This is a genomic window from Corynebacterium pilbarense (genome assembly GCF_026930265.1).
Taxonomy (GTDB): Bacteria; Actinomycetota; Actinomycetes; order Mycobacteriales; family Mycobacteriaceae; genus Corynebacterium; species Corynebacterium pilbarense.
The window spans coordinates 34594-55421 of record NZ_JANRML010000011.1; the positions used below are offsets into that span (position 1 = coordinate 34594).

The window sequence follows — 20828 nt, forward strand, 5'->3', positions numbered from 1 at the left end:
ATCGCCAAGTGCGTCGGGTGAGGCATTGCTCGTCGATAGGCAATGGCTTCCAGACTAGGCGGCGTACTTGCGGGAGCTCTCCAGCCACTCCTGCAGCTCGCCGGCTTCCTCCCACATGGAGTACAACGCGGATCCACCGGGCCGTAGCACCGCTTGCGCACGGCGGCGGATCCACTGCTTGTCATCCAAGGTAAACGGATAGTCGATCGTGCCCTCGAGCCCCTCCGGCAGGTGGCCGTTGATGAGGGCGGCGAGTGCGATCACGGATTCTGCCTCGTCCGTGCCCAGGGAGCCCAAACCGCATTGGAAGCGGAACTGGGCCATGCAGAAAGTGCCGTTGACCAGCGCTGTCACGGCATCATTTGCAGAGTCGTTGTCGAACGGCCCTGTGTTCCACGTTCCCATGCCCCCGCAAGTTAAAGCAGCAAGGTAAATGAAACGTGTCACACCGGTAAATTTCGCCGGTACAGTTCACTAACCTTTGATTTTCTCCACCAGCGCAGCCACCTGCACGTCGAGTGCGTCGAGCGGGCCGTTGTTGTCGATCACGACGTCTGCGGCCGCCAGCCGCGCCTCATCGTCGATCTGTTGCGCCATTCGGGCCCTCGCGTCGGCCTCATCGAGCCCCCGCTTTGCGACGAGCCTCCGGATCCTCTCGTCCTTGTCCACATCCACGACAACGGTGAGGTCCATGTCCTGATTCAGCCCAAGGTCCACGAGCAGTGGCATGTCGTAGATGACGGCCTGCTCCCCCGCTTCTTCGGCGGCAGCGAAGCGACGCTCGGACTCGGCCCGGATAGCGGGATGCGTGATCGCGTTGAGGCGCTTGGTGTCCTCCGTCGTGGCAAACGCGCGCCGCGCGAGCTCCCCCCGGTTGAGCGCACCGTCGGCGCCGATGAGGTCCGCGCCGAACTCTGCCGCAACCTCGCCCAGCACTGGTGAGCCGGGTTCCATGATGTCGCGTGCGATTTGGTCAGCGTCGACCACAGCGAAGCCAGCGTCGCCAAGCATTCTCGCCACTGTGGATTTTCCGCTGCCGATGCCGCCTGTCAGGCCCACTTTCTTCATGGCTCGAAGATAGCAAAACGCCCCGCGCACCTTGGTGGTGCACGGGGCGTTCGTCGCTAAGCGAGATGCTTAAGAGTTTCTCCTAAGCACGAGCCTGCGAGTGCTTAGTTGCCGGCGAGCTTGTCGCGCAGAGCCGCGAGCTGCTCGTCGGAGGCGAGGGAGCCGATGTTCTCCTCAGCCTGGTCAGCTGCCGGAGCTGCAGCTGCAGACTCGGAGGAGTAGTTGGCCTGCTCGCCCTCCTGCTCCGCGGCCTCGGCGGCAGCGGCGCGGTGACGCTCGATCTGAGCGGTGTGGGCCTGGTGGCGACGCTCTGCCTCGGCGTAGCGTGCCTCCCATGCCTGGCGAGCCTCGTCGTAGCCTTCCATCCACTCGTTGGTCTCCGGGTCGAAGCCCTCCGGGAAGATGTAGTTGCCCTGCTCGTCGTAGGAGTCGGCCATGCCGTAGCGGGACGGATCGAACTCTTCGACGTAGTCCTCGTCAGCCTGCTTGAGGGACAGGGAGATGCGGCGACGGTCCAGGTCGATGTCGATGACCTTGACCATGACCTCTTCGCCGACGTTGACAACCTGGTCCGGGACCTCCACGTGGCGCTGAGCCAGCTCGGAGATGTGGACAAGGCCCTCGATGCCCTCCTCGACGCGGACGAACGCGCCGAACGGGACGAGCTTGGTGACCTTGCCCGGGACGATCTGGCCCACAGCGTGGGTGCGGGCGAAGACGCGCCACGGATCCTCCTGGGTCGCCTTCAGCGACAGGGAAACACGCTCGCGGTCGAGATCGACGTCGAGCACCTCGACGGTGACCTCGTCGCCCACGGCGACAACCTCGGACGGGTGGTCGATGTGCTTCCAGGACAGCTCAGAGACGTGCACCAGGCCGTCGACGCCGCCGAGATCGACGAACGCACCGAAGTTGACGATGGAGGACACGACGCCCTTGCGGACCTGGCCCTTCTGCAGCTGGTGCAGGAAGTCGGAACGGACCGCGGACTGGGTCTCCTCCAGGTAAGCGCGGCGGGACAGGACCACGTTGTTGCGGTGCTTGTCCAGCTCGATGATCTTCGCCTCGAGCTCCTGGCCGATGTACGGATCCAGGTCGCGGACGCGACGCATCTCCACCAGCGATGCCGGCAGGAAGCCGCGCAGGCCGATGTCGAGGATGAGGCCGCCCTTGACGACCTCGATGACGGTACCGGTAACCGGCTGGTCGTTGGCCTGCAGCTCCTCGATGGTGCCCCAAGCACGCTCGTACTGAGCGCGCTTCTTGGACAGCATCAGGCGGCCTTCCTTGTCCTCCTTGGTCAGGACAAGTGCGTCGATCTCATCGCCGACCTCGACCACGTCTTCCGGGTCGACGTCGTGCTTGATGGACAGCTCGCGGGTGAGGATGATGCCCTCGGTCTTGTAGCCGATGTCGAGCAGGACCTCGTCGTGGTCGACCTTGACCACGGTGCCGGTGACGATGTCGCCATCGTTGAAGTACTTGATGGTCTCGTCGACTGCGGCGAGGAATTCCTCAGGGCCACCGATGTCGTTGATGGCTACCTGGGGTGCGTTGGAAGTGCGCATAAGTTCTATGTGCTCCGAAAAATAGGAGATCGTGATTGGACAGGAGCGTCTCTCTCGACCACGTAAACCTGCAGCTAGAAGCAGCAAGCTCGCGTGCGCCGATCTCGCGCCGCAACGGCCACCTCACCCTCCTATTACGGTGGGCACCGCGCTCGCGCGTAGACACGCCCGCACGAGTGTAGACACTTTGCCCAGCTAGAGCAAATGATTCGCAGGTGCTTTCCGACGCCCCTCCGGTTTGCTCCGACCGCTAGCATTAACAGACACCAATACTTGCCATAAGTAACGCAATTGGAGCAGTTTTTTATGTGGAAACGCAGCCTCGCAGTCGCTGCATCATTCGTCGGCATCGTTGTCGGTGCCGGCTTCGCCTCCGGTATGGAGGCGCTGCAGTATTTCGTCGCCTACGGCACCAACGGGTTCTACGGCGTGATTCTAGCCAGTGTCACCATGCTGTTCGCCGCGACAGCGTTCATGACCTTCGGCTCATATTTCCTGGCGCGCGAGCACAACGAGGTTTTCTACAACGTCACCTCGAAGCCCGCAGCCTTCATCATGGACTGGTCCGCGGTGGCGTGCATGTTCTCCGTCGGGTTTGTCATGTTCGCCGGCGCCGGGTCGAACCTGCGACAGTCGTTTGAGTGGCCTATCTGGGTGGGCGCTGTGGCAATGCTTGCGCTCATGCTGATTGTCGGCCGGTTCGACGTGGACAAGGTCTCCTCAGTAATCGGCTGGGCCACCCCACTACTTGTGGTGTTCGTGCTGATTGGCAGTATCTACTCGTTCACGCAGGTGGACGTGAGCTTGAGTGAGGTCGGCAGCTACGCCCAGCAGGAGGTCTCCCGCGCAGACGGCACCCCGTACTGGTGGCTGGGAGCACTCAACCACACCGGTCTGAACGCACTGTGCGGCGTGTCAATGGCGCTGGTGATGGCCGGCGACGAGTTCGACACGAAGAGCAGCCGCCTCGGCGGCATCCTCGGCGGCGTGATCTACGCGGTCATGCTGGCGCTGCTCGTGGCGTCGCTGCTGATCCAGGTGGAGTCCGTCAACGGCACCGACATGCCACTGCTCGCCGTGATCGAAAACGTGAACCCCGTACTCGGTTTCATCATGACCTGGGTCATCTTCCTCATGGTCTTCAACACCTGCCTTGGCATGTTCTACGCGCTGGCCAAGCGCCTGACCCGCAAGAACCCAGAGCGCTTCTACCCCACCTACGCTATCGCCTGCGTTGTCGGGTTTGGGCTCTCTTTCGCCGGCTTCCAGCCGTTGGTGAACAGCCTGTACCCAATCTTGGGCTACCTCGGCCTCTTCGTCATGGCAGTGATGACGGTGACCTACCTGCGGCACCGCGACGAGCTCAAGGACGAGGGCGAGCGCCGCGCCGACGCAGTCGAAGCCGAGGACGGCCAAGAAGTGGACAAACTGGCCACCGAATCGAACTTGGAGGACGACGAGTTCAAGGACGCCCTCCAGGAGGAAGTTGAGTCCTCCGAAGACGACAACGAGCGGCGTTCACTCAACGACCTGCTTTAGCAAACCGGGGGTACACACCGGGGGCGAAACGCTCAGTTACACGGAAGTAAACTCCTCGTAACTGAGCGCTTTTTCATGCTGGCCAGCCGTCCAATTATTCATGTGACCCAGTTAACGGAATGTTCGATTCTGGGCTTATCCTGTAGGTCCGTTGAGCCTTTCCTTACCCAACGGTAAGGTCGCGCTTGGCTTTCGGGGAACGACCTGGCCAGGGGTGAAATCTAAGCCCCAGCCGGGTCATGGCCGCCCCCGGTGGCCCCTTCCCCCGAGGGGAGGTTCACAACTGAATATGCACTCGGAGCTGCAGGGGGAAGCTCCACGGAGGGGACCACGGCCGTGGGAGGGGTGCCGTGCGCGAGGCGGGTAGGAATCGATATCGTTCCTACCCGCCTTGGCGTTGCTTAAGCCACTTGCTTAGTGCGCGGCCGCGTCCCAGTTGGCGCCGGTGCCAGCGGAGACCTCCAGCGGAACGAGCAGCTCGATAGCGTCGTCCATCTCGCGCTCCACAATCCCGCGCACCTCGTCCAGCTCGCCCGGGGCGATCTCGACAACAAGCTCATCGTGGACCTGGAGCAGCACGCGAGATTTTTTGCCTTCCAACGCCGCGTCCACCCGCAGCATGGCCACCTTGATGATGTCGGCGGCCGTGCCCTGGATAGGCGCGTTCAGAGCGGCGCGCTCGGCGTTCTCGCGCGCAACCCGGTTGTCGCTGTTCAGTTCCGGCAGGTAGCGGCGGCGGCCGAACACGGTGGACGTGTAGCCGTCGCGACGCGCCTGCTCCACCACCTCATCCAGGTAGCGCTTCACGCCGCCGAAGCGCTCGAAGTAGCTGGCCATGATGTCTTTCGCCTCGCCGGCGGAGATAGACAACTGGTTAGACAACCCGTACGCCGACAGGCCGTAGACCAGACCGTAGGACATTGCTTTGACGCGGCGGCGCAGCTCCGGGGTGACCTGGTCGATGGGCACGTCGAACACGCGCGAGCCGACGAAGTTGTGCAGGTCCTCGCCTGCACGGTAGGCCTCAATCAGGCCCTCATCCTGGCTTAAGTGCGCCATCACGCGCATCTCAATCTGCGAGTAGTCCGCGGTGAGCAGGCACTCGTAGCCCTCGCCCACCACAAACGCGGATCGGATGGCGCGGCCCGCCTCGGTGCGCACCGGGATGTTCTGCAGGTTCGGCTCCGCGGAGCTGAGCCGGCCTGTGGACGCCACCGTCTGGTTGAACGTGGTGTGGATGCGCTCATCCGGCTGCACCGTCTTAATCAAGCCCTCGATGGTGGACTTGAGTTTCTGGTGCTCGCGGTGCGCCAGCAGGTGGTCCAAAAACGGGTGCGGGTTCTTCTCCGCCAGCGCCTCGATCTCACCTGCGGCGGTCGAGTACCCGGTCTTGGTCTTCTTCGTCTTCGGCAGCTCCAGTTTGTCAAAGAGCACTGCCGACAGCTGCTTCGGGGAAGACAGGTTCAGCGAAGGCTCGTCCACAAGCTGGCGCGCCTCCTGCTCAATCTGCTCCACCTTCAACGTGAGCTCTTTGCGCTGGTTTTCCAGCACATCCAGATCCACCGCGATGCCGGTGTGCTCCATTTCCGCAAGCACGGTGACTAGCGGCAGCTCCAGGTCCGCGTAGAGCTCGTAGGAGTCGATCTCGCGCAGCTCCTTCGTCAGCTCCGCGGACAGTTCCAGGATCGCAGCGGCCGCATCCACGTCCGCAGTATCGCCGAGCAGGCTCATCTGGTCGGAGCCGACGTTGAGCTGGCGTTGCAGGTGGCGCTGGTAGATGTCTTCCAGTGCGTAGGTGCGCTGTCCGGGTCGCAGCAGGTAGGCGGCAATCGCGGTGTCGTGCGCAATGCCTGCGAGCTCGATGCCCCGGCCGCGCAGCATGTGGTACGCGGCCTTCGCCTCGTGCATGTACTTCGGCGCGTCCGACTCGAGCCACTGCTTCACCGCGGCGTCCTCCGCCGCACTCAAGTCCGCGGCGAGCTTGGACACACCGTGCCTTTGCTTATCGACGATCGCCAGGGCCACCACATCGCCCTGTCCGGGCGTGGCATTGCCGGAGACGTAGACGGCAAGACCGTCGTCCTGACGGCTGCTGAGCCAGGTGTCCAACGGTTCGTCGTCGATAGTGACATCTTCAAGCTCGACGGCCTCAGTCTCGGGCGCGGTGCCGTCGGTAGGCACGGCGGCGAGGACGCGCTCGCGGAGGTTGACACCGAACTCGAGGTCGTCGAAGCGGGAGGCGATTTGGGTGACGTCCGCCGGCTTGAGCTCCAGATCGTTCGGGGCGACCGGCAGCTCGACGTCGGTGACCATCTGCGTGAGCTCGCGGTTGAGGCGCACCTGGTCGATGCGCTCACGGAAGTTGTTCGCGGCCACGCCCTTGAGCTCGTCGGCGCTTTCGATGAGGCCTTCGAGGCTGCCGTACTGCGTGATCCACTTTGTGGCGGTCTTCTCCCCCACTTTGGGCACGCTGGGCAGGTTGTCTGACGGATCCCCGCGCAGCGCCGCGAAGTCCGGGTACTGCGCAGGCGTCAGACCGTACTTGTTCTCCACTTCCCCGGGCGTAAACCGGGTCATGGTGGACACGCCGCGGGTGGGATACATCAGGGTCGTTGTGCCGTCCACAAGCTGGATGTAGTCGCGGTCGCCGCTGACAAGCACGATCTCGAAGTCGCCCTCGGCGCGGGCCTGGGTCACCAGCGTGGCGACGATGTCGTCCGCCTCGAAGTTCTCCTTGCTCAAGGTGGTGATGCCGAGATCCCCCAGCACATCCTCAATGATCGGCACCTGGCCTTTGAACTCCGGCGGCGCGGCCTCGCGCTGCGCCTTGTACTCCGGGAAACGCTCCGTGCGGAACGTCTTACGGCCCACGTCGAAGGCGACGGCGGCGTGCGTCGGCTTCTCGTCCGCCAGGATGTTGGCGAACATGGATAGAAACCCGTAGACCGCGTTCGTGTGCTGGCCGCCCGAGGTGGAGAAGTTCTCCGCGGGCAGCGCGTAGAAGGCGCGGAAGGCCATCGAGTGGCCGTCGATAAGCAGCAGTCGCTTCGTGTTCTCGGGTGTATCGCTCACGGTTGGCCAGTCTAGCGGGCTGCCCGACATGGCCCGGCCGGGGCGTTTACCCTGGGATTTCACCCCTGGGGGTTCGCTGGGATAAACTTTCGCCCGACGCCCCAGTAGCCCAATTGGCAGAGGCAACGGATTCAAAACCCGTCCAGTGTGAGTTCGAGTCTCACCTGGGGCACGCTGTGTTGTCTCGAGACATCGTTCCTACGGTGTCTCGAGATTTTTCTTTTTCGGCGTACCCCGGGGTGAAGGCTGAAACCAGATCTCAAGCCGAGCGCACCTGCAAAACCCCAGGTCGCGAACAGGCTTGAGGTCTTGTTTTGCGGCGAGGTCTGGTTCGCCGACCTCCCGGCTGGGCCAACCGCGCTCGCCGGCCTGGAATGCGTAGGCAGTGGCCAGAGACTACCGGGCCATTCATACCGTCTCGAGCATCAATTTCCTTCACCATGATGTAAAGTTCCCTTGACACTCTGCCCGCTCGCCTTTACATTTTGCAAATGGAAGGAGGCCACATGGGCGACCACACCAACACGGTTCGTAGATGGCGACGCTGGCACGAGTTGTCGCAGCAGGAGCTCGCTGACCGCGTCGGCGTTTCCCGGCAGACCATCGCCAATATCGAGCGGGGCAACTACTCGCCTTCCGTCTACTTAGCGCTCGACATCTGCCGTCAGTTTGAAAAGTCAGTTGAAGAAGTCTTTGGCCAAACCAAGGAGGAATGATGTTCAGGAATTTCGGAGACTCAATCGTCAACTACGTCGACGGCACTGCCACCGACGAATTCGAGGCCGCGACGTACCACAAGGCCAGCTCGGTGGGCTTTTACACCTCACTGATCGGCATGGCGCTGGTCGGCGCGATCCTCGCGTGGGTACTGCCTGGTCGTCAGGCACTGTGGTCGGTCATCGTGCTTTTAATCCCGCTCATTAGCAGTGCGGCGAGCTCTCAGTGGATGCGCAACTACGTCGCCTCACCAGTCATCCGCCTGCGCGATACTCCCCGTGGCGTGCTCATCACCTACTTCGCATTGTGCGCAGTCTGGCTGGTAGGTGTCATCGTCACTGGCGGCTTCGACCCCTCCGGCGGTTTCGACAGCGCGGGCGCTACCGGCGCCATCGTCGGCGCCATCGTGGGCGCAGTGGTGGCCGGAACCATGTTCGGGCGCATCAGCAAAAAGCGTCGCCAGCGAGACCTGAAACGCTTCGCCGCGGAGGCCGAAGACTAGCGCCCGCACCTCTCGCCGACCCCGCAGACCGTTTCTGGCCTGCGGGGTTTTGCTATACATAGGCAACCTATATAGTTCCCCTATGCACTCCAACGAGGACCTCGCCGCGCTCGCTGTTGAGCTCATCGCGGCCGGAAGCCATTTCACACGCGCCGCGTACCAGGCGTCAGGCATGGAGCTTTCAAACGTGTCCATGCGCGCGCTTGCGGCCCTCGAGCGCGAGCCGGGGCTCCGGATTGGAGAGCTTGCAGCACGGGAAGGCATCCGCCAGCCCTCCATGAGCCAGGCCATGAAGCGGCTTGTGGACGACGGTTACGCCGCCAGACACACCGCCGACGACGATGCCCGCGCAACAGCGCTGACCATCACCGACGCCGGCCGCGAGGTTCTACGCAGCTACAGGGCAGCAGCAGCCGAGGCGGTGGCCCCTGTGTTCGAGCCGTTGAAGCCGGAGGACGTCGCGACGCTCAAGCGCGCGGCGGAGCTCCTGCCGGAGCTGACAGCAGAATTGAGACAACGAGAAGGAGGACGCGCGTGACAGACACGCCGCACGAAAGATCCGCATCCCATTCCATTTTGAAACAGCCGGTAGCGGTATGGGCCCTGGCCTTCGCCTGCGCCGTCTCGTTCATGGGCATCGGACTGGTGGATCCGATCCTGCCCGCCATCAGCCGCGAACTGGATGCCTCCCCAACGCAAACGATGCTGCTGTTTACCAGCTACCTGCTGATCACGGCGCTGGCGATGTTCTTCAGCGCGTTCATCTCATCGCGTATCGGCGTCAAGACCACGCTCTTGATCGGTTTGGCACTGATCGTCGCCTTCTCTGCCCTATCTGGCGCCGCAGGCTCCGTCGACGCGATCATCGGCTTCCGCGCCGGCTGGGGCCTAGGAAACGCACTGTTTATCTCGACGGCGCTGGCCGCCATCGTCGGCGCGGCGGCCGGGCACGCGGGCCAGGCGGTGATCCTGTACGAGGCCGCGATCGGCGTCGGTATGGCCATCGGCCCCCTCGTCGGCGGCGTGCTGGGCGAGATCAGCTGGCGCGCCCCCTTCTACGGCACGGCAGTGCTCATGGCGGCCGGCTTTGTAGCGATTGCGACGCTGCTGGCCAAGGCGGGGCGCAAACCGGAGCCCGTCGCGCTGACGGCGGGGCTCGCCGCAGCCAAGGATCCGGCTCTGCTCACGCTCGGCTTGGTGGCGTTTTTCTACAACTTCGGGTTTTTCACTCTGCTCGCCTACTCGCCCTACCCCATCGAGGAAGCTGCCGCGCTGAGCGGGCGAAACTTCGGCGCGACTGAGCTGGGCTACGTCTTCTTCGGCTGGGGCCTGGCGCTGGCCGTGTCTTCGGTGTTCATCGCGCCTCGCCTGACCCGCGCCTTCGGCCTGATTCCCGTGGTGGTCACCGTGCTCCTCGGCTTCAGTGCAGTACTAGCAGGCCTCGGCTTCGGCGCTCACCGGCTGGGTGTCGTGGTGGTCCTGGTCATCCTCGCGGGTTTCTTCAGCGGCGTGTTCAACACGGTACTGACTGAAGCTGTCATGGAGGCCACGGAGATGCCGCGAAACGTGGCGTCGTCCAGCTATTCGGGTATGCGCTTCCTCGGCGGCGCGGTGGCGCCAGCTGTATCCGGCCCTCTGGCTGCGTCGCTGGGCGCTGGCGTGCCGTACTGGTTCGGCGCAGGTTCTCTCGTGGTGTCCCTGCTCGTCCTCTTTGCAGGCCGCAAGACTCTGCATCGCATTCTCTAACGGATTGGTTAAGATACGCCCCATGCGCAAGTCTCTCATCGCCGGCGTGACCGCCGGAGCACTCGTCCTTGCAGGCCTGAACGCGCCATCCGCTACCTCGGAGACCAAGCCGGAAGGCACCGGCATCAACACCGAAGACGCCGAGGTTTTCCGCAAGACCGCGGACGCGTTTGAAAAGCTTTCGGCCGAGGGAAACTCCTCGAGCAGCGAGGAAAGCTCCTCCAGCAAGACTGACAATAAGAAGAACAAAGGCCCGCGGAAGCCGGGCGATCCGTCGCCTGGGCTCGAGGGGCTGAATCCGGATCCAAAAAACGATCCGCTTTACATCGATCCGGAGAAGAACCCGCTCAAGGAGGTCTCATCCTCGGATATGTTCCTGGAGTGGACCGACGACATGGAGGAAGGCGACGGCAAAGACTTCGTCCAGGCGTGGGCGCGCAACTCCTCTGTCCCGGACACCGCTAACCCGGTCGAGCTGTGGAAGCAGGAGGCTCAGGGCTCGGCGATGATGTCTTCCGGTTTCTTCACCGGCGATTTCGCACAGTCCTCCGCAGGTTCCAGCCAGGCAACTTCGGTGCTCATCCCTGTTTTTCTGGGCATGCTGGTCATCGGCTCGCTGATTGAGCTGGTCATGCGCGGCGTTCGCATGGCGCAGCCCTAGCCAAAAACTTTTGCTTATCGACGGCCCCAGGGGTGACCCCGGGGCCGTCGATACGCATTTGCACCCGGGTGTAATATACGATGGATTGTAAATATTCATCGTATATTGGAGCCGGTATGCAACACACCACCTTCCTACGCGTTGCCGCGTGCCTGGGCGCGACAACGCTGCTCGCGGGTTGCGTGACCAACGAGGAGGGCGGCACCCCCGACGGCTGGGAACCCATCGTCCCGGACGCTGTGCCCGAAATTGCGGCCATGGTGCCGCCAGAGGTCGCCGCTGACGGCGTGCTCAACGTGGGCACGAACCCGCCGTTCGCCCCCTTCCAGTTCAAGGACTCGCAAGGCGAGCTCATCGGCGTGGAACTAGACCTCGCGCGCGCCGCCGCGGGCGTGATGGGCATGGATTTCCAGGCCGACGACATGGATTTCGCCATGATCTTGCCCGCCGTGTCCGCGGGCAGCCTTGACGTTGGCGCGTCCGGTTTCACGGACAACGAGGAACGCCGCCAGTCCTTCGACTTTGTCAACTTCCTCTACGCCGGCGTGCAGTGGGCCGCCCAGCCTGGTGCTGACGTGGACCCGGACAACGCCTGCGGGCTGACGGTGTCGGTGCAGCGCACCACCGTCTCCGACACCGACGACGTGCGCCCGAAGTCCGAGGCCTGCGAGGCCGCCGGCAAGGACCCAATCACGGTGCTGGCCTTCGACACCGCCGACAACGCCGCACTCGCCACACTGGTGGGCCGCGCAGACGCGTACAGCGCTGACTCCCCCGTCACCGCCTGGGCCGTGGAGCGCTCCAACGGCGAGATGGAGATGATCGGCGAGATGTTCGACGCAGCCCCCTATGGCTTCGCGGTGCCAAAAGGCTCGCCCCTTGCCGACGCGATGACGGCGGCGATGCAGCACCTCATCGACACTGGCGACTACGAGCGGATTCTCGAGCAGTGGAACATCGAAACCGGCCTTTTGGACCAGGCCCTGAAAAATGAACAACCTCTGGGAGGACAGTGAGCATGAGCACCCCCTATTCCAAGTACGCCGCGAGCCAGAAAGAGCGCACCCGCCCCGAGCGCATCCAGGCCAAGCCGCTTCGCCACCCGGGCCGCTGGGCACTCGCCGCCCTGCTCGTGGTGCTGGTGGTCTGGTTTGTCATCGGCGCCGCGCGTAACGACGCCTACGGCTGGGACACCTATTTCTCCTACCTCCTGGACACCCGCATCGCCACCGCGGCGCTGCACACCATCGCCATCACAGTGCTGGCCATGATCCTCGGCGTGGTCGGCGGCGTGCTGCTGGCGGTGATGCGCATGAGCCCGAACCCGGTGTTCAAAACCGTCGGCTGGATTTTCCTCTGGATCTTCCGCGGCACCCCGGTCTACGTCCAGCTGATGTTCTGGGGCCTGATCGGCGCGATCTACGACACGATCAACCTGGGCTTCACCGAGATCCCGCTGGACCCGTTCACCTCCTCGGCGTTTGCACTCGCCGTGGTGGGCCTGGGCTTAAACGAGGCCGCCTACATGGCCGAGATCGTCCGCTCCGGCATCTCCGCCGTTCCGGAGGGCCAGGTGGAGGCCTCCAAGGCGCTGGGTATGAGCTGGAGCCAGACCATGCGCCGCACCGTGTTGCCGCAGGCGATGCGCATCATCATCCCGCCCACCGGCAACGAGTTCATCTCGCTGCTGAAAACCTCCTCACTGGTGGTGGCCATCCCCTACTCGTTGGAGCTCTACGGCCGTTCCATGGACATCGCCGCCGCGCTGTTCGAGCCGGTGCCGATGCTTTTGGTTGCCGCAACCTGGTACCTGGTGATCACCTCGCTGCTCATGGTGGCGCAGCACTACCTGGAGCGCTACTTCGACCGGGGTGCCACCCGCCAGCTCACCGCCCGCCAGCTGGCCAGCCTGGCCGACGCCGAAGGCACCATCCCCAACAACGTTGAAATCGTGGAAGAACCGCAGAAGAAGGGGCAGCGCTAATGACCGTCAAGCAAAAACCAATGATCCAGGCCGTGGACGTGTGGAAGTCCTTCGGCAACCTCGACGTACTCAAAGGCATCGACCTGGAGGTCTACCCCGGCGAGGTCGCCTGCCTGATCGGCCCGTCCGGCTCCGGTAAGTCCACCCTGCTGCGCTGCGTCAACCACCTGGAGAAGGTCAACGCCGGCCGCCTCTACGTCGACGGCGAGCTCATCGGCTACAACGAGCGCGGCGGCGTGCTGCACGAGATGAGCGAGAAGGACGCCGCCAAGCAGCGCCGCGACATCGGCATGGTGTTCCAGAACTTCAACCTCTTCGGCCACCGCACGGTGCTGGACAACATCATCGAGGCGCCCGTGCACGTCAAGGGCCAGCCGGTGGACCAGGCCAAGGCGCGCGCCATGGAGCTGCTAGAGATGGTCGGCCTAGCCAGCAAGGCGGACGCCTACCCGATCCAGCTTTCCGGCGGCCAGCAGCAGCGCGTGGCCATCGCGCGCGCGGTGGCGATGGATCCGAAGCTCATGCTTTTCGACGAACCCACGTCCGCCCTCGACCCCGAACTCGTCGGCGAAGTGCTCCGCGTGATGCACGAGCTCGCGGAGCAGGGCATGACCATGCTGGTGGTTACCCACGAGCTGGCGTTCGCCCGCGAGGTGGCCGACAAGGTCGCGTTCATGGACGGCGGCCGGATCATCGAGTACGGCACCCCGGAGCAGGTGCTGGACAACCCGCAGCACGAGCGCACCAAGGCGTTCGTGTCCACCCTGTTCTAGGCGCGCATTTTTGTACGAATCGACATTTTGCCCGTTTGGTCGGGAACTGACCTGGGCGAACGCAAATCAGCTGTCGATTCGTACAAAATTAGGCCAGCAGGCCGCGCACGAGCGCCGTCACCCCGCCGGCGAAAGCTAACCCCAGCGCGATGCGGTGCGCGGTTGAAGACGGCACCCGCGGCGCCAGCCGCTTGCCCGCGCCAATGCCCACCGCCAAAGCGGACAGCGTGGCCACCCACAGCGCAGGCTCGATGCCCGTCACATCCGCGGCGCCGGCGACCACCTTCACCGTGAACGACAGCGTGCCGGCAACCAAGAAGATCGGCTGCAGCGTGGCGGCGTAGACCCGCTGCGGCCAACGGGCAGCCTCCGCGTAGACCGTGATCGCTGGGCCGGCCACCCCGGCCAGGGTGTTCATGAACCCGCCGATCACACCAGACAGCGCCGCGGGCACCACACCTTCCACACGCGGCACGTAGCGCTTGCCCAGCGTGACCACGGACAAAGCCAGCAGCAGCAACGCGCCGACCAGCACGAGCAGCACGTTGGTCGGCGCGTTCGCCACCACCCAGGTGCCGGGGACCACGCCAAAGACTAGCGCGAGCGCGATCGGGGCGAACTTTTTCCAGTCCACGTCCGCGCGCATGCCCCAGGTGTTGGTCGCCGCGTTGATGACGGCGAGGAGGTTGACCAGCAGGATGCCGTCGACAGGCCCGAGCAACAGCGAGAGCACAGGGGCGGCGATCAGCCCCACGCCCATGCCGGAGATGCGCTGCAGGCACGCGCCCACTGCGACGGCAATGCCGACGCCCAACGCGACGAGCACTAGCGGTACTTCTCCGCCATCGCCTCGCGCACGGTTTCCGGCACCAGGCCAGTGACGTCGCCGCCGAACTTCGCTACTTCCTTGGTCAGCGAGGAGGAAATGTAGCCGTACTTCTCGTCCGTGAGCAGGAAGTAAGTGTCAACTCCGGTCAGGCGGCGGTTCATCTGCGCCATCGGCAGCTCGTACTCGTAATCCAGCGAGGAGCGCAGGCCCTTGACCAGGGCGGTGATGTGGTGGGCGGAGGTGTAGTCCACCAGCAGCCCGCCCCAGCTGTCCACGCGGACGTTGGGCAGGTGCGCGATAACTTCGCGGATCAGCTCGACGCGCTCGTCAATAGAAAACAGCCCCGAGGTCTTCGTCGGGTTACCGGTAACCAGGACCACCACCTCGTCGAAGTGCCGCGAAGCGCGGGTGACAATGTCCAGATGGCCGTTCGTGATCGGGTCGAACGAACCCGGGCACACTGCGGTAGTCATTTACTCCTCCACCTCTGCTTCAGTTTCCGGATCCGAGTACACGGCCATGTCCATGCGCGCGATGCCGTACAGGCGCTTCTTCAGCTTCTGGCCGGTCGGGGTGAACTCCTTCGGCCAGTCCGTCTCGGGGCTTTCGCGGTGGCGCTCGACGACGACCACGGCGCCGTCGTGAAGCACCGGCTTAAGCGCCTCCACCATCTCCGCGACGGCCTCATCCGCGAGCTCGTACGGCGGGTCCGCGAGCACGATGTCGAAGTGGTTGCGCGGCGCGCGGGCGAGGTACGTCGATGCCTTCACTGGCTCGATGGTCACATTCGGGTGGCCGACCACACCGGCGTTGTATTCGATGACGCGCACGGCCTCCGGGTTGTTTTCCACCAGCACCACCTCGGCGGCGCCACGGGAGGCCGCCTCCAGCCCCAGCGCGCCGGAACCGGCGAACAGGTCGAGCACGTTCATATCCACGAATCCGAATCGGACCTGCAGGGAGGAAAACAGGCCCTCGCGCGCTCGGTCTGAGGTGGGACGTGTGCCCTCTGGCGGCACCTTGATCTTGCGGCCGCGGGCCTCGCCGGAAATGATGCGGTTCATGGCCACAACTCTAACGCCCTAGCTCTTGTCCAAATACTCGAAGTCCTCCGGAATGAAATCCGCAGTGGCGGCGCGGGCGAACTCGAGGTTGTCTGCCACCAAACGGGCGGCGTCGTCGTACGCCCTGCGCACCAGCTCGAAGTCCTCCACCAGGTTGAGCAACTTCAGCGTGCGGTGCATGCCGGACTGCTGCGTGCCCAGCACGTCGCCCTCACGGCGGTTGAGCAGGTCCAGCTCCGCCAGTGCGAACCCGTCCGTGGTGGACGCGACTTGGGACACGCGCTCAAACGACGGGGTGCCTTCCTCCGCCTGCGTGTGGAACAAACACAGCGACTGGTTGCCGCCGCGGCCCACGCGCCCGCGCAACTGGTGCAGCTGGGACACGCCGAAGTGCTCGGATTCGCGCACCATCATCACCGTCGCGTTGGGTACGTCCACACCCACCTCGATCACCGTGGTGGCCACCAGCACATCTACCCCGCCGGCGGCGAAGTCCCCCATCACGGTGTCTTTCTCATCGCCTTTCATCCGCCCGTGCAGAAATGCCACGTTCAGGCCCTCGAACTCCGTGGACGCGAGCTCGGCGAAGACCTCGAGCACGCCGCCCTCGCCGTCGATGCGCGGGCACACCACGTACGCCTGGTGCCCGGCGGCGACTTCCTCGCGGATCTTTTCCCAGGCGCGCGCCACCCAACGCGGCTTGAACTCGGGCACCACCGCGGACTGGATCGGTTTGCGCCCGCCGGGCAGCTCGCGCAGGGTGGACACGGTCAAATCGCCGAATACGGTCATGGCGATGGTGCGCGGGATCGGCGTCGCCGTCATCACCAGCAGGTGAGGGGTTTCATCCCCCGCCTTGGCTCGCAGCGCGTCACGCTGCTCGACGCCGAAGCGGTGCTGCTCGTCCACCACCACCAGCCCGAGGCGGAAAAACTCCACCCCATCCTGAATCAGCGCGTGGGTGCCAACCACAATGTCGGCCTCGCCGGTCATGATCTTCAGCAGCGCGTCCTGCTTCTGCGCCGCCGTCATCGACCCGGTCAGTGCCACCACGCGGGTGGGCAGGCCGGCGTTCATGAGCACCTTCGTCATGGAGCGGGCGTGCTGCAACACCAGCACTTCGGTGGGCGCGAGGAAGGCGCACTGTGCGCCGTTGTCCACGGCCTGGAGCATGGCGATCAGCGCCACGATGGTCTTGCCGGAGCCGACCTCGCCCTGCAGCAGACGGCTCATGGGCACGGTGCGCGCCATGTCGCGGGTGATCTCCGCGACCACCTCGTCCTGGCCGGAGGTTAGCGGGAACGGCAAGCGCTGCACCAATAAATCCTGGTCCCGGCCTTTCACGCGCGGCAGAGCCTGGGCGCTGCGGGCCTCTGCGTCGGCGCGACGCACGCCCATCGCCAACGCCACGGACAGCGCCTCGTCGTACTTCAGCCGCTCCAGCGCACGCGCGGGCCCCGGCGGGCCCGGTTCGTGGATCTGGTGGACAGCCGAATTCAGGGGCAAAAATCCTATTGGGGTGAAGCCGAGAGGCTCGTCGATAGGCGGAAGCTCTTTGAGCACCGCATGCACTGCGCCCATGATGGTCCAGGTGCTGACGTTTTTCACCGCCGGGTAGATGGGCAGCCACTCGCGGCCGCTCATGATCTGCTCGATGTCGCCGAAATGGCCGAGCTGCCGCAGCGCGCCGGTGGCCTGCGTGGGCCCGTCTAAAAGCACGAAGTCCGGGTGCGAGAGCTGCGGCTGGTTGCGGAACACGTCGTACTTGCCGGTGAGCATCACCCGCCGGCCCTCTTTGAGCACGCGCTGGGCGTAGTGGGAGCCGAAGAATGCGGCCAAAAATACCTGGCGGCCGTCGTCCACGTGCACCTTGTAAATGGGCCGCTTCGGCTGCTTCTTGGAGGTGAACTGCTGGGTGCCCACGACCGTGCCGATGACGTTAATCGTGTCGCCCGGGCGAACCCCGGCGAGGTCGGCGCCGGTGCCGTAGTGCAGGTAGCGCCGCGGGTAGTGCCGCAGCAGCTCGCCGCAGGTGTGGATGTCGAGGTGCTTGCCTATCGCCTTGGCCTGTTTGACGGGAATGACCAGGTTGAGCGGACGTGTGTCCTCGAAACCCAGCATCTACTCCACCCCAATCTCCGCGCAGGCTTGCAGTCCGTCCGCAGGATAGACCATCACGTCGACACCGAGTTTGCCCGCGAGCTCCTCCAACGCGTCCGCGCGCAGCTCGCTCGGGTCGAACAGGATGCTCACCTGCTCCCCGCCGTGTTCGAGCAGGCGACGGCAGGCGCGCTCGACGGCGTCCATCGGCTCGTCGGCGATGAGGAGATGCTCGCCGCGAGAGGTGACCACCACGTCGCCCTTCGCCACCGCGCCGCCCAAGGTCAATGCGCCCTTTTCGGCGCGGAAAGCGAGCGCCGTGCGCATCTCGCCGGCGGCCTCGGACATGGTGAAGGCGGCGGTGGCCAGCGGCTGCGCCGGGTCGTGCACGGACAGCGCCGCGATGCCGGAAACCAACCGCACCGTTGGCAGGATGGTGATGGACTGCTCCACCGCGCGCGCCGCGTTTTCCACAGCGGCGAGTTCACTGCTGCTCAGCTGGCCGTTCGGCAGCACGATCACTTCGTTGCTGCCGGAGCGCGTGATTGCATCCAGCATGTCCGTCGCCACGTTCGGCCCCGGCACCACGGTCGCCGCCCCGGAGGCGGCGTACAGGCTGGTTACGGACCCTGGCGGGGTCACCGCGATGATCAGGCGCTCGGGCGTGCCGGCAGCAACGGCGCTCGCAAGCACCTCCAAGCGCAGATCTTTCACCTCACCTGCTGCGAAGGCGGTCTCGATGACCTTGCCGGCGTCGCGGGAGTGGATGTGCACCGTGGCCTCAGCATCGTTCAGCGGCGCGACAATCAGGCTGCCGCCCAGCCCCGCCAGCTTGCCTTTCAGCGCATCAAGGTCGCCGCGGAAGCTAAACATCACTTCTAACTCGCCCTGGGTGCCGTGCGTCTGGGGCGTTTGCCTATCGACGCCCTCCGTCTCCCCCTCGCCTTCCCCTTCAGCCGCGCCCAGATCAGTCAGCGTGCCCAGCACCGCTACCAGGCCCGCCCCGCCGGCGTCAACCACCCCGGCCTCGCGCAGCGCCGGCAGCTGGGTCTGGGTGAGCCGCAGCGCGTCTTGGGCGGCGGCGGTGGCGGCTGATGCGACGTCGACAAGCGAGAGGTGCGCGTTCGGGCGCGCGGCGTCGGCGGCGGCGCGCAGCACCGTGATGATAGTGCCCTCGACCGGCTCCGCGATGGCGCGGTCCACGAACCCGACGGCGTTGGTGAGCGCGACGGCGAGCATCTCGCCTTCCGTCGCGCCGTAGCTGGCTGCTTGGGCGAAGCCGCGCAGGATTTGGGAGAGCACGACGCCGGAGTTGCCGCGCGCGCCGCGTACCGCGCCGACGGCCAGCGCCTCGGCGACTTCAGTCAGGCCCGCGCCGTCCGGCAGCTCCGCAGCAGCCTCGACCGCCGCGGCCATCGTGTGCGCCATGTTGGAACCGGTGTCCCCGTCCGGAACTGGGAATACGTTGAGCTCGTTGATCTCCGCGCGCTTGCGCTCCAGCTCACCGGAGGCGCGGCGGGCCCATGCGAGCAGGCGTGCGCCGTTAGAAAGCGGAGATGCAGACATGCTGAGAGAGTTTACAGGTTCCGCTTAGAGTGCCCAGTTGACTGGCTGGGCACCCATCGTTTCCAGCGCCTGATTCGCCCGCGAGAACGGGCGGGAGCCGAAGAACCCGCGGGAGGCGGACAGCGGCGACGGGTGCGGCGACTCGATGCGCGGGGTGTCGCCCAAAAACTTCGCGGCCGTCTGCGCGTCGCGGCCCCACAGGATGGCCACTAGCGGGGTGCCGCGGGCCACCAGGGCCTCAATCGCAGCCTGGGTTATGGCCTCCCAGCCCTTGCCGCGGTGCGACGCCGGCGCGCCCGGGCGCACGGTGAGCACCCTGTTCAGCAGCAAGATTCCCTGCTTCGACCACGAGCTCAAGTCCCCGTCCTTGCGCGGCGGGACGCCCAGATCGTCCTGCAGCTCCTTGTAAATGTTCACCAACGAGCGCGGCGCGGCCACCCCGGGCTGGGTGGAAAACGCCAGCCCCATCGGATGCCCCGGTGTCGGGTACGGGTCCTGGCCCAGGATGAGCACGCGCACATCCTCGAACGGGTCCGCAAACGCCCGCAGGATGTCGTTGCCGCGCGGCAGGTACTCGCCCTCGGCGCGCAGGAAATCGCCCATGGCGTGGATCTGATCCTCCACCGGCGCCAGGGGCGCCTGCCAAGATTCGTGTACGGGCAGCATCAGAAACTCTCCCATCCGGTGTCGGTGGCGGGCGCGGAGCCGTCGATACGCACGCCCTGCTTCTTGGTCACCGCGCCAATGGAGCGGAAGCCCACCGGCGCAGAGCCGTCGATGGTGCCGATGAGCGTGTGGTCCTCCCCGCCGCCAAGCACCCATTCCCAGGGGTCCACGCCGAGCAGCGTGCCGGCCTCGACCAACAGCTGGTCGGGGGCGAGCGCGTTGGACGCGAGGTCGATGCCCACACCGGATGCCTCCGCGAGCTGGGTGATGTCCCGGATCAGCCCATCCGAGTTGTCTGTCATGGAGCACGCCCCCGCAGCGCGCGCCACCACGCCGCGGCCCGGGGTCAGCTCCGGCACCTGGTGCGCGGCGACGAGCGGCTCCAGCCGGGACGGGATGTCCACGCCAGCCTGCAGCAGCGCCAGCCCCGCCGCGGAGTACCCGATGCGTCCGTGCGCGATCACGCGGTGACCCGGGCGCGCCCCGTCCAGGGTCAGCGGCGGGCGGTTGCCGCCGAGCGCGCCCATGGCGGTCACGGACACCACCAGGTAGTCGCCGCCCGTGACATCGCCGCCGACGAGCTCGCAGGCGTAGTCCGACGCCATCTCGCCCACCCCGCGCGCGAGCTCCTCCAGCACCTTCGCCGGGGTGTCCGGGTGCGCGGAGACCGCCATCAACGCCGCGATCGGGCGCGCCCCCATCGCCTCGATGTCCGCGAAGTTCTGCAGCGCCGCCTTGCGCCCCAGCAGGTAGGGCGTGGTGGTCTGCGTGGTGAAGTGGCGGTCCTGCACGAGCATGTCGGTGCTGGCCACCACGCGCGAGTTCGGCGCCGCTTGGGTGAGCACCGCGGCATCGTCGCCGTTGAGCGGGGACGGCGCCTGGGCGCGGATCACCGCGATGACTTCGCGCTCGCCGAGCTCGCCCAGTGTCGGCCCGCCGGTAGGAAAGCCTGTCTCGATCACGTCTGCGCGCA

20 protein-coding genes and 1 tRNA gene are annotated in these 20828 nt (G+C 65.2%); 10 read left to right on the forward strand and 11 right to left on the reverse strand.

All coding sequences use genetic code 11. From position 1 onward, the window contains the following. Positions 1–54: 54 nt before the first annotated feature. The 3 genes from NUW87_RS08615 to rpsA form a co-directional block, all read right to left on the reverse strand. A complete protein-coding gene (locus NUW87_RS08615; protein ID WP_269028071.1) occupies positions 55–405 on the reverse strand; it encodes a DUF4259 domain-containing protein in 351 nt (116 codons plus the stop codon). A gap of 69 nt (positions 406–474) precedes the next feature. Next, a complete protein-coding gene (coaE, locus tag NUW87_RS08620; protein WP_269028072.1) occupies positions 475–1068 on the reverse strand; it encodes a dephospho-CoA kinase in 594 nt (197 codons plus the stop codon). A 104-nt stretch (positions 1069–1172) separates the two neighbouring features. Beyond that, positions 1173–2636: a 30S ribosomal protein S1 gene (rpsA, locus tag NUW87_RS08625; protein ID WP_034999903.1), complete on the reverse strand. Its 1464-nt coding sequence runs from the start codon at positions 2634–2636 to the stop codon at positions 1173–1175. Positions 2637–2942: 306 nt separating this feature from the next. On the opposite strand from rpsA, the gene NUW87_RS08630 reads away from it, so the two are divergent. Continuing rightward, on the forward strand, positions 2943–4175 hold the full coding sequence (locus NUW87_RS08630; protein WP_239219174.1) for a YkvI family membrane protein: 1233 nt from the start codon (positions 2943–2945) through the stop codon (positions 4173–4175). A 414-nt stretch (positions 4176–4589) separates the two neighbouring features. On the opposite strand, the gene polA is transcribed toward NUW87_RS08630, so the two are convergent. Beyond that, entirely contained in the window at positions 4590–7193 is a 2604-nt protein-coding gene (gene polA / locus NUW87_RS08635; protein ID WP_377734839.1) for a DNA polymerase I, read from the reverse strand. Positions 7194–7345: 152 nt separating this feature from the next. On the opposite strand from polA, the gene NUW87_RS08640 reads away from it, so the two are divergent. The 9 genes from NUW87_RS08640 (at position 7346) to NUW87_RS08680 (ending at position 13630) form a co-directional block, all read left to right on the forward strand. Beyond that, positions 7346–7419: transfer RNA gene (locus NUW87_RS08640), tRNA-Leu, on the forward strand. 334 nt (positions 7420–7753) lie between these two features. Next, on the forward strand, positions 7754–7963 hold the full coding sequence (locus tag NUW87_RS08645; RefSeq protein WP_269028074.1) for a helix-turn-helix transcriptional regulator: 210 nt from the start codon (positions 7754–7756) through the stop codon (positions 7961–7963). Beyond that, on the forward strand, positions 7963–8466 hold the full coding sequence (locus tag NUW87_RS08650) for an SRPBCC family protein (RefSeq protein WP_269028075.1): 504 nt from the start codon (positions 7963–7965) through the stop codon (positions 8464–8466). Before NUW87_RS08645 ends, NUW87_RS08650 begins: the two co-directional genes overlap by 1 nt. An 82-nt stretch (positions 8467–8548) precedes the next feature. Then, positions 8549–9004: a MarR family winged helix-turn-helix transcriptional regulator gene (locus NUW87_RS08655; protein ID WP_239219160.1), complete on the forward strand. Its 456-nt coding sequence runs from the start codon at positions 8549–8551 to the stop codon at positions 9002–9004. Between the two features lie 38 nt (positions 9005–9042). Then, the gene (locus tag NUW87_RS08660) at positions 9043–10212 is read left to right on the forward strand and encodes an MFS transporter (protein WP_269028076.1); all 1170 of its coding nucleotides are present in this window, start codon (positions 9043–9045) and stop codon (positions 10210–10212) included. Positions 10213–10234: 22 nt separating this feature from the next. After that, complete coding sequence (locus NUW87_RS08665; RefSeq protein ID WP_269028077.1) at positions 10235–10873, forward strand: hypothetical protein; 639 nt, start codon at positions 10235–10237, stop codon at positions 10871–10873. Positions 10874–10989: 116 nt separating this feature from the next. Then, on the forward strand, positions 10990–11889 hold the full coding sequence (locus tag NUW87_RS08670; RefSeq protein ID WP_239219154.1) for an ABC transporter substrate-binding protein: 900 nt from the start codon (positions 10990–10992) through the stop codon (positions 11887–11889). 2 nt (positions 11890–11891) lie between these two features. Then, on the forward strand, positions 11892–12857 hold the full coding sequence (locus NUW87_RS08675) for an amino acid ABC transporter permease (protein WP_269028078.1): 966 nt from the start codon (positions 11892–11894) through the stop codon (positions 12855–12857). Then, complete coding sequence (locus NUW87_RS08680; RefSeq protein WP_272508791.1) at positions 12857–13630, forward strand: amino acid ABC transporter ATP-binding protein; 774 nt, start codon at positions 12857–12859, stop codon at positions 13628–13630. Before NUW87_RS08675 ends, NUW87_RS08680 begins: the two co-directional genes overlap by 1 nt. Positions 13631–13718: 88 nt before the next feature. On the opposite strand, the gene NUW87_RS08685 is transcribed toward NUW87_RS08680, so the two are convergent. From NUW87_RS08685 to NUW87_RS08715, 7 genes are read right to left on the reverse strand one after another with little or no spacing between them, the layout of a single operon-like run. Next, entirely contained in the window at positions 13719–14456 is a 738-nt protein-coding gene (locus tag NUW87_RS08685; protein WP_269028079.1) for a TSUP family transporter, read from the reverse strand. Beyond that, a complete protein-coding gene (gene coaD / locus NUW87_RS08690; protein ID WP_239219149.1) occupies positions 14456–14932 on the reverse strand; it encodes a pantetheine-phosphate adenylyltransferase in 477 nt (158 codons plus the stop codon). The genes NUW87_RS08685 and coaD overlap by 1 nt, the downstream gene beginning before the upstream one ends. Further along, positions 14933–15523, reverse strand: a complete 591-nt coding sequence (gene rsmD / locus NUW87_RS08695; protein ID WP_269028080.1) for a 16S rRNA (guanine(966)-N(2))-methyltransferase RsmD — start codon at positions 15521–15523, stop codon at positions 14933–14935. It abuts the gene before it with no gap. 18 nt (positions 15524–15541) lie between these two features. Further along, on the reverse strand, positions 15542–17644 hold the full coding sequence (locus NUW87_RS08700) for an ATP-dependent DNA helicase RecG (RefSeq protein ID WP_269028081.1): 2103 nt from the start codon (positions 17642–17644) through the stop codon (positions 15542–15544). Then, on the reverse strand, positions 17645–19189 hold the full coding sequence (locus tag NUW87_RS08705) for a DAK2 domain-containing protein (RefSeq protein ID WP_269028082.1): 1545 nt from the start codon (positions 19187–19189) through the stop codon (positions 17645–17647). It abuts the gene before it with no gap. A 24-nt stretch (positions 19190–19213) separates the two neighbouring features. Then, complete coding sequence (locus NUW87_RS08710; protein WP_269028083.1) at positions 19214–19855, reverse strand: uracil-DNA glycosylase; 642 nt, start codon at positions 19853–19855, stop codon at positions 19214–19216. Next, entirely contained in the window at positions 19855–20817 is a 963-nt protein-coding gene (locus NUW87_RS08715) for a thiamine-phosphate kinase (protein WP_269028084.1), read from the reverse strand. Before NUW87_RS08715 ends, NUW87_RS08710 begins: the two co-directional genes overlap by 1 nt. Between the last annotated feature and the right edge of the window lie 11 nt (positions 20818–20828).

Coding starts and splice junctions, on each gene's coding strand:
- NUW87_RS08630 (WP_239219174.1), top strand. CDS start 2,943: ATGTGGAAACGCAGCCTCGCAGTCGCTGCATCATTCGTCGGCATCGTT.
- NUW87_RS08675 (WP_269028078.1), top strand. CDS start 11,892: ATGAGCACCCCCTATTCCAAGTACGCCGCGAGCCAGAAAGAGCGCACC.
- NUW87_RS08705 (WP_269028082.1), bottom strand. CDS start 19,189: ATGTCTGCATCTCCGCTTTCTAACGGCGCACGCCTGCTCGCATGGGCC.
- NUW87_RS08680 (WP_272508791.1), top strand. CDS start 12,857: ATGACCGTCAAGCAAAAACCAATGATCCAGGCCGTGGACGTGTGGAAG.
- NUW87_RS08670 (WP_239219154.1), top strand. CDS start 10,990: ATGCAACACACCACCTTCCTACGCGTTGCCGCGTGCCTGGGCGCGACA.
- NUW87_RS08665 (WP_269028077.1), top strand. CDS start 10,235: ATGCGCAAGTCTCTCATCGCCGGCGTGACCGCCGGAGCACTCGTCCTT.
- NUW87_RS08645 (WP_269028074.1), top strand. CDS start 7,754: ATGGGCGACCACACCAACACGGTTCGTAGATGGCGACGCTGGCACGAG.
- NUW87_RS08650 (WP_269028075.1), top strand. CDS start 7,963: ATGTTCAGGAATTTCGGAGACTCAATCGTCAACTACGTCGACGGCACT.
- polA (WP_377734839.1), bottom strand. CDS start 7,193: ATGGCCTTCCGCGCCTTCTACGCGCTGCCCGCGGAGAACTTCTCCACC.
- NUW87_RS08615 (WP_269028071.1), bottom strand. CDS start 405: ATGGGAACGTGGAACACAGGGCCGTTCGACAACGACTCTGCAAATGAT.
- rpsA (WP_034999903.1), bottom strand. CDS start 2,636: ATGCGCACTTCCAACGCACCCCAGGTAGCCATCAACGACATCGGTGGC.
- coaE (WP_269028072.1), bottom strand. CDS start 1,068: ATGAAGAAAGTGGGCCTGACAGGCGGCATCGGCAGCGGAAAATCCACA.
- coaD (WP_239219149.1), bottom strand. CDS start 14,932: ATGACTACCGCAGTGTGCCCGGGTTCGTTCGACCCGATCACGAACGGC.
- NUW87_RS08700 (WP_269028081.1), bottom strand. CDS start 17,644: ATGCTGGGTTTCGAGGACACACGTCCGCTCAACCTGGTCATTCCCGTC.
- rsmD (WP_269028080.1), bottom strand. CDS start 15,523: ATGAACCGCATCATTTCCGGCGAGGCCCGCGGCCGCAAGATCAAGGTG.
- NUW87_RS08655 (WP_239219160.1), top strand. CDS start 8,549: ATGCACTCCAACGAGGACCTCGCCGCGCTCGCTGTTGAGCTCATCGCG.
- NUW87_RS08710 (WP_269028083.1), bottom strand. CDS start 19,855: ATGCTGCCCGTACACGAATCTTGGCAGGCGCCCCTGGCGCCGGTGGAG.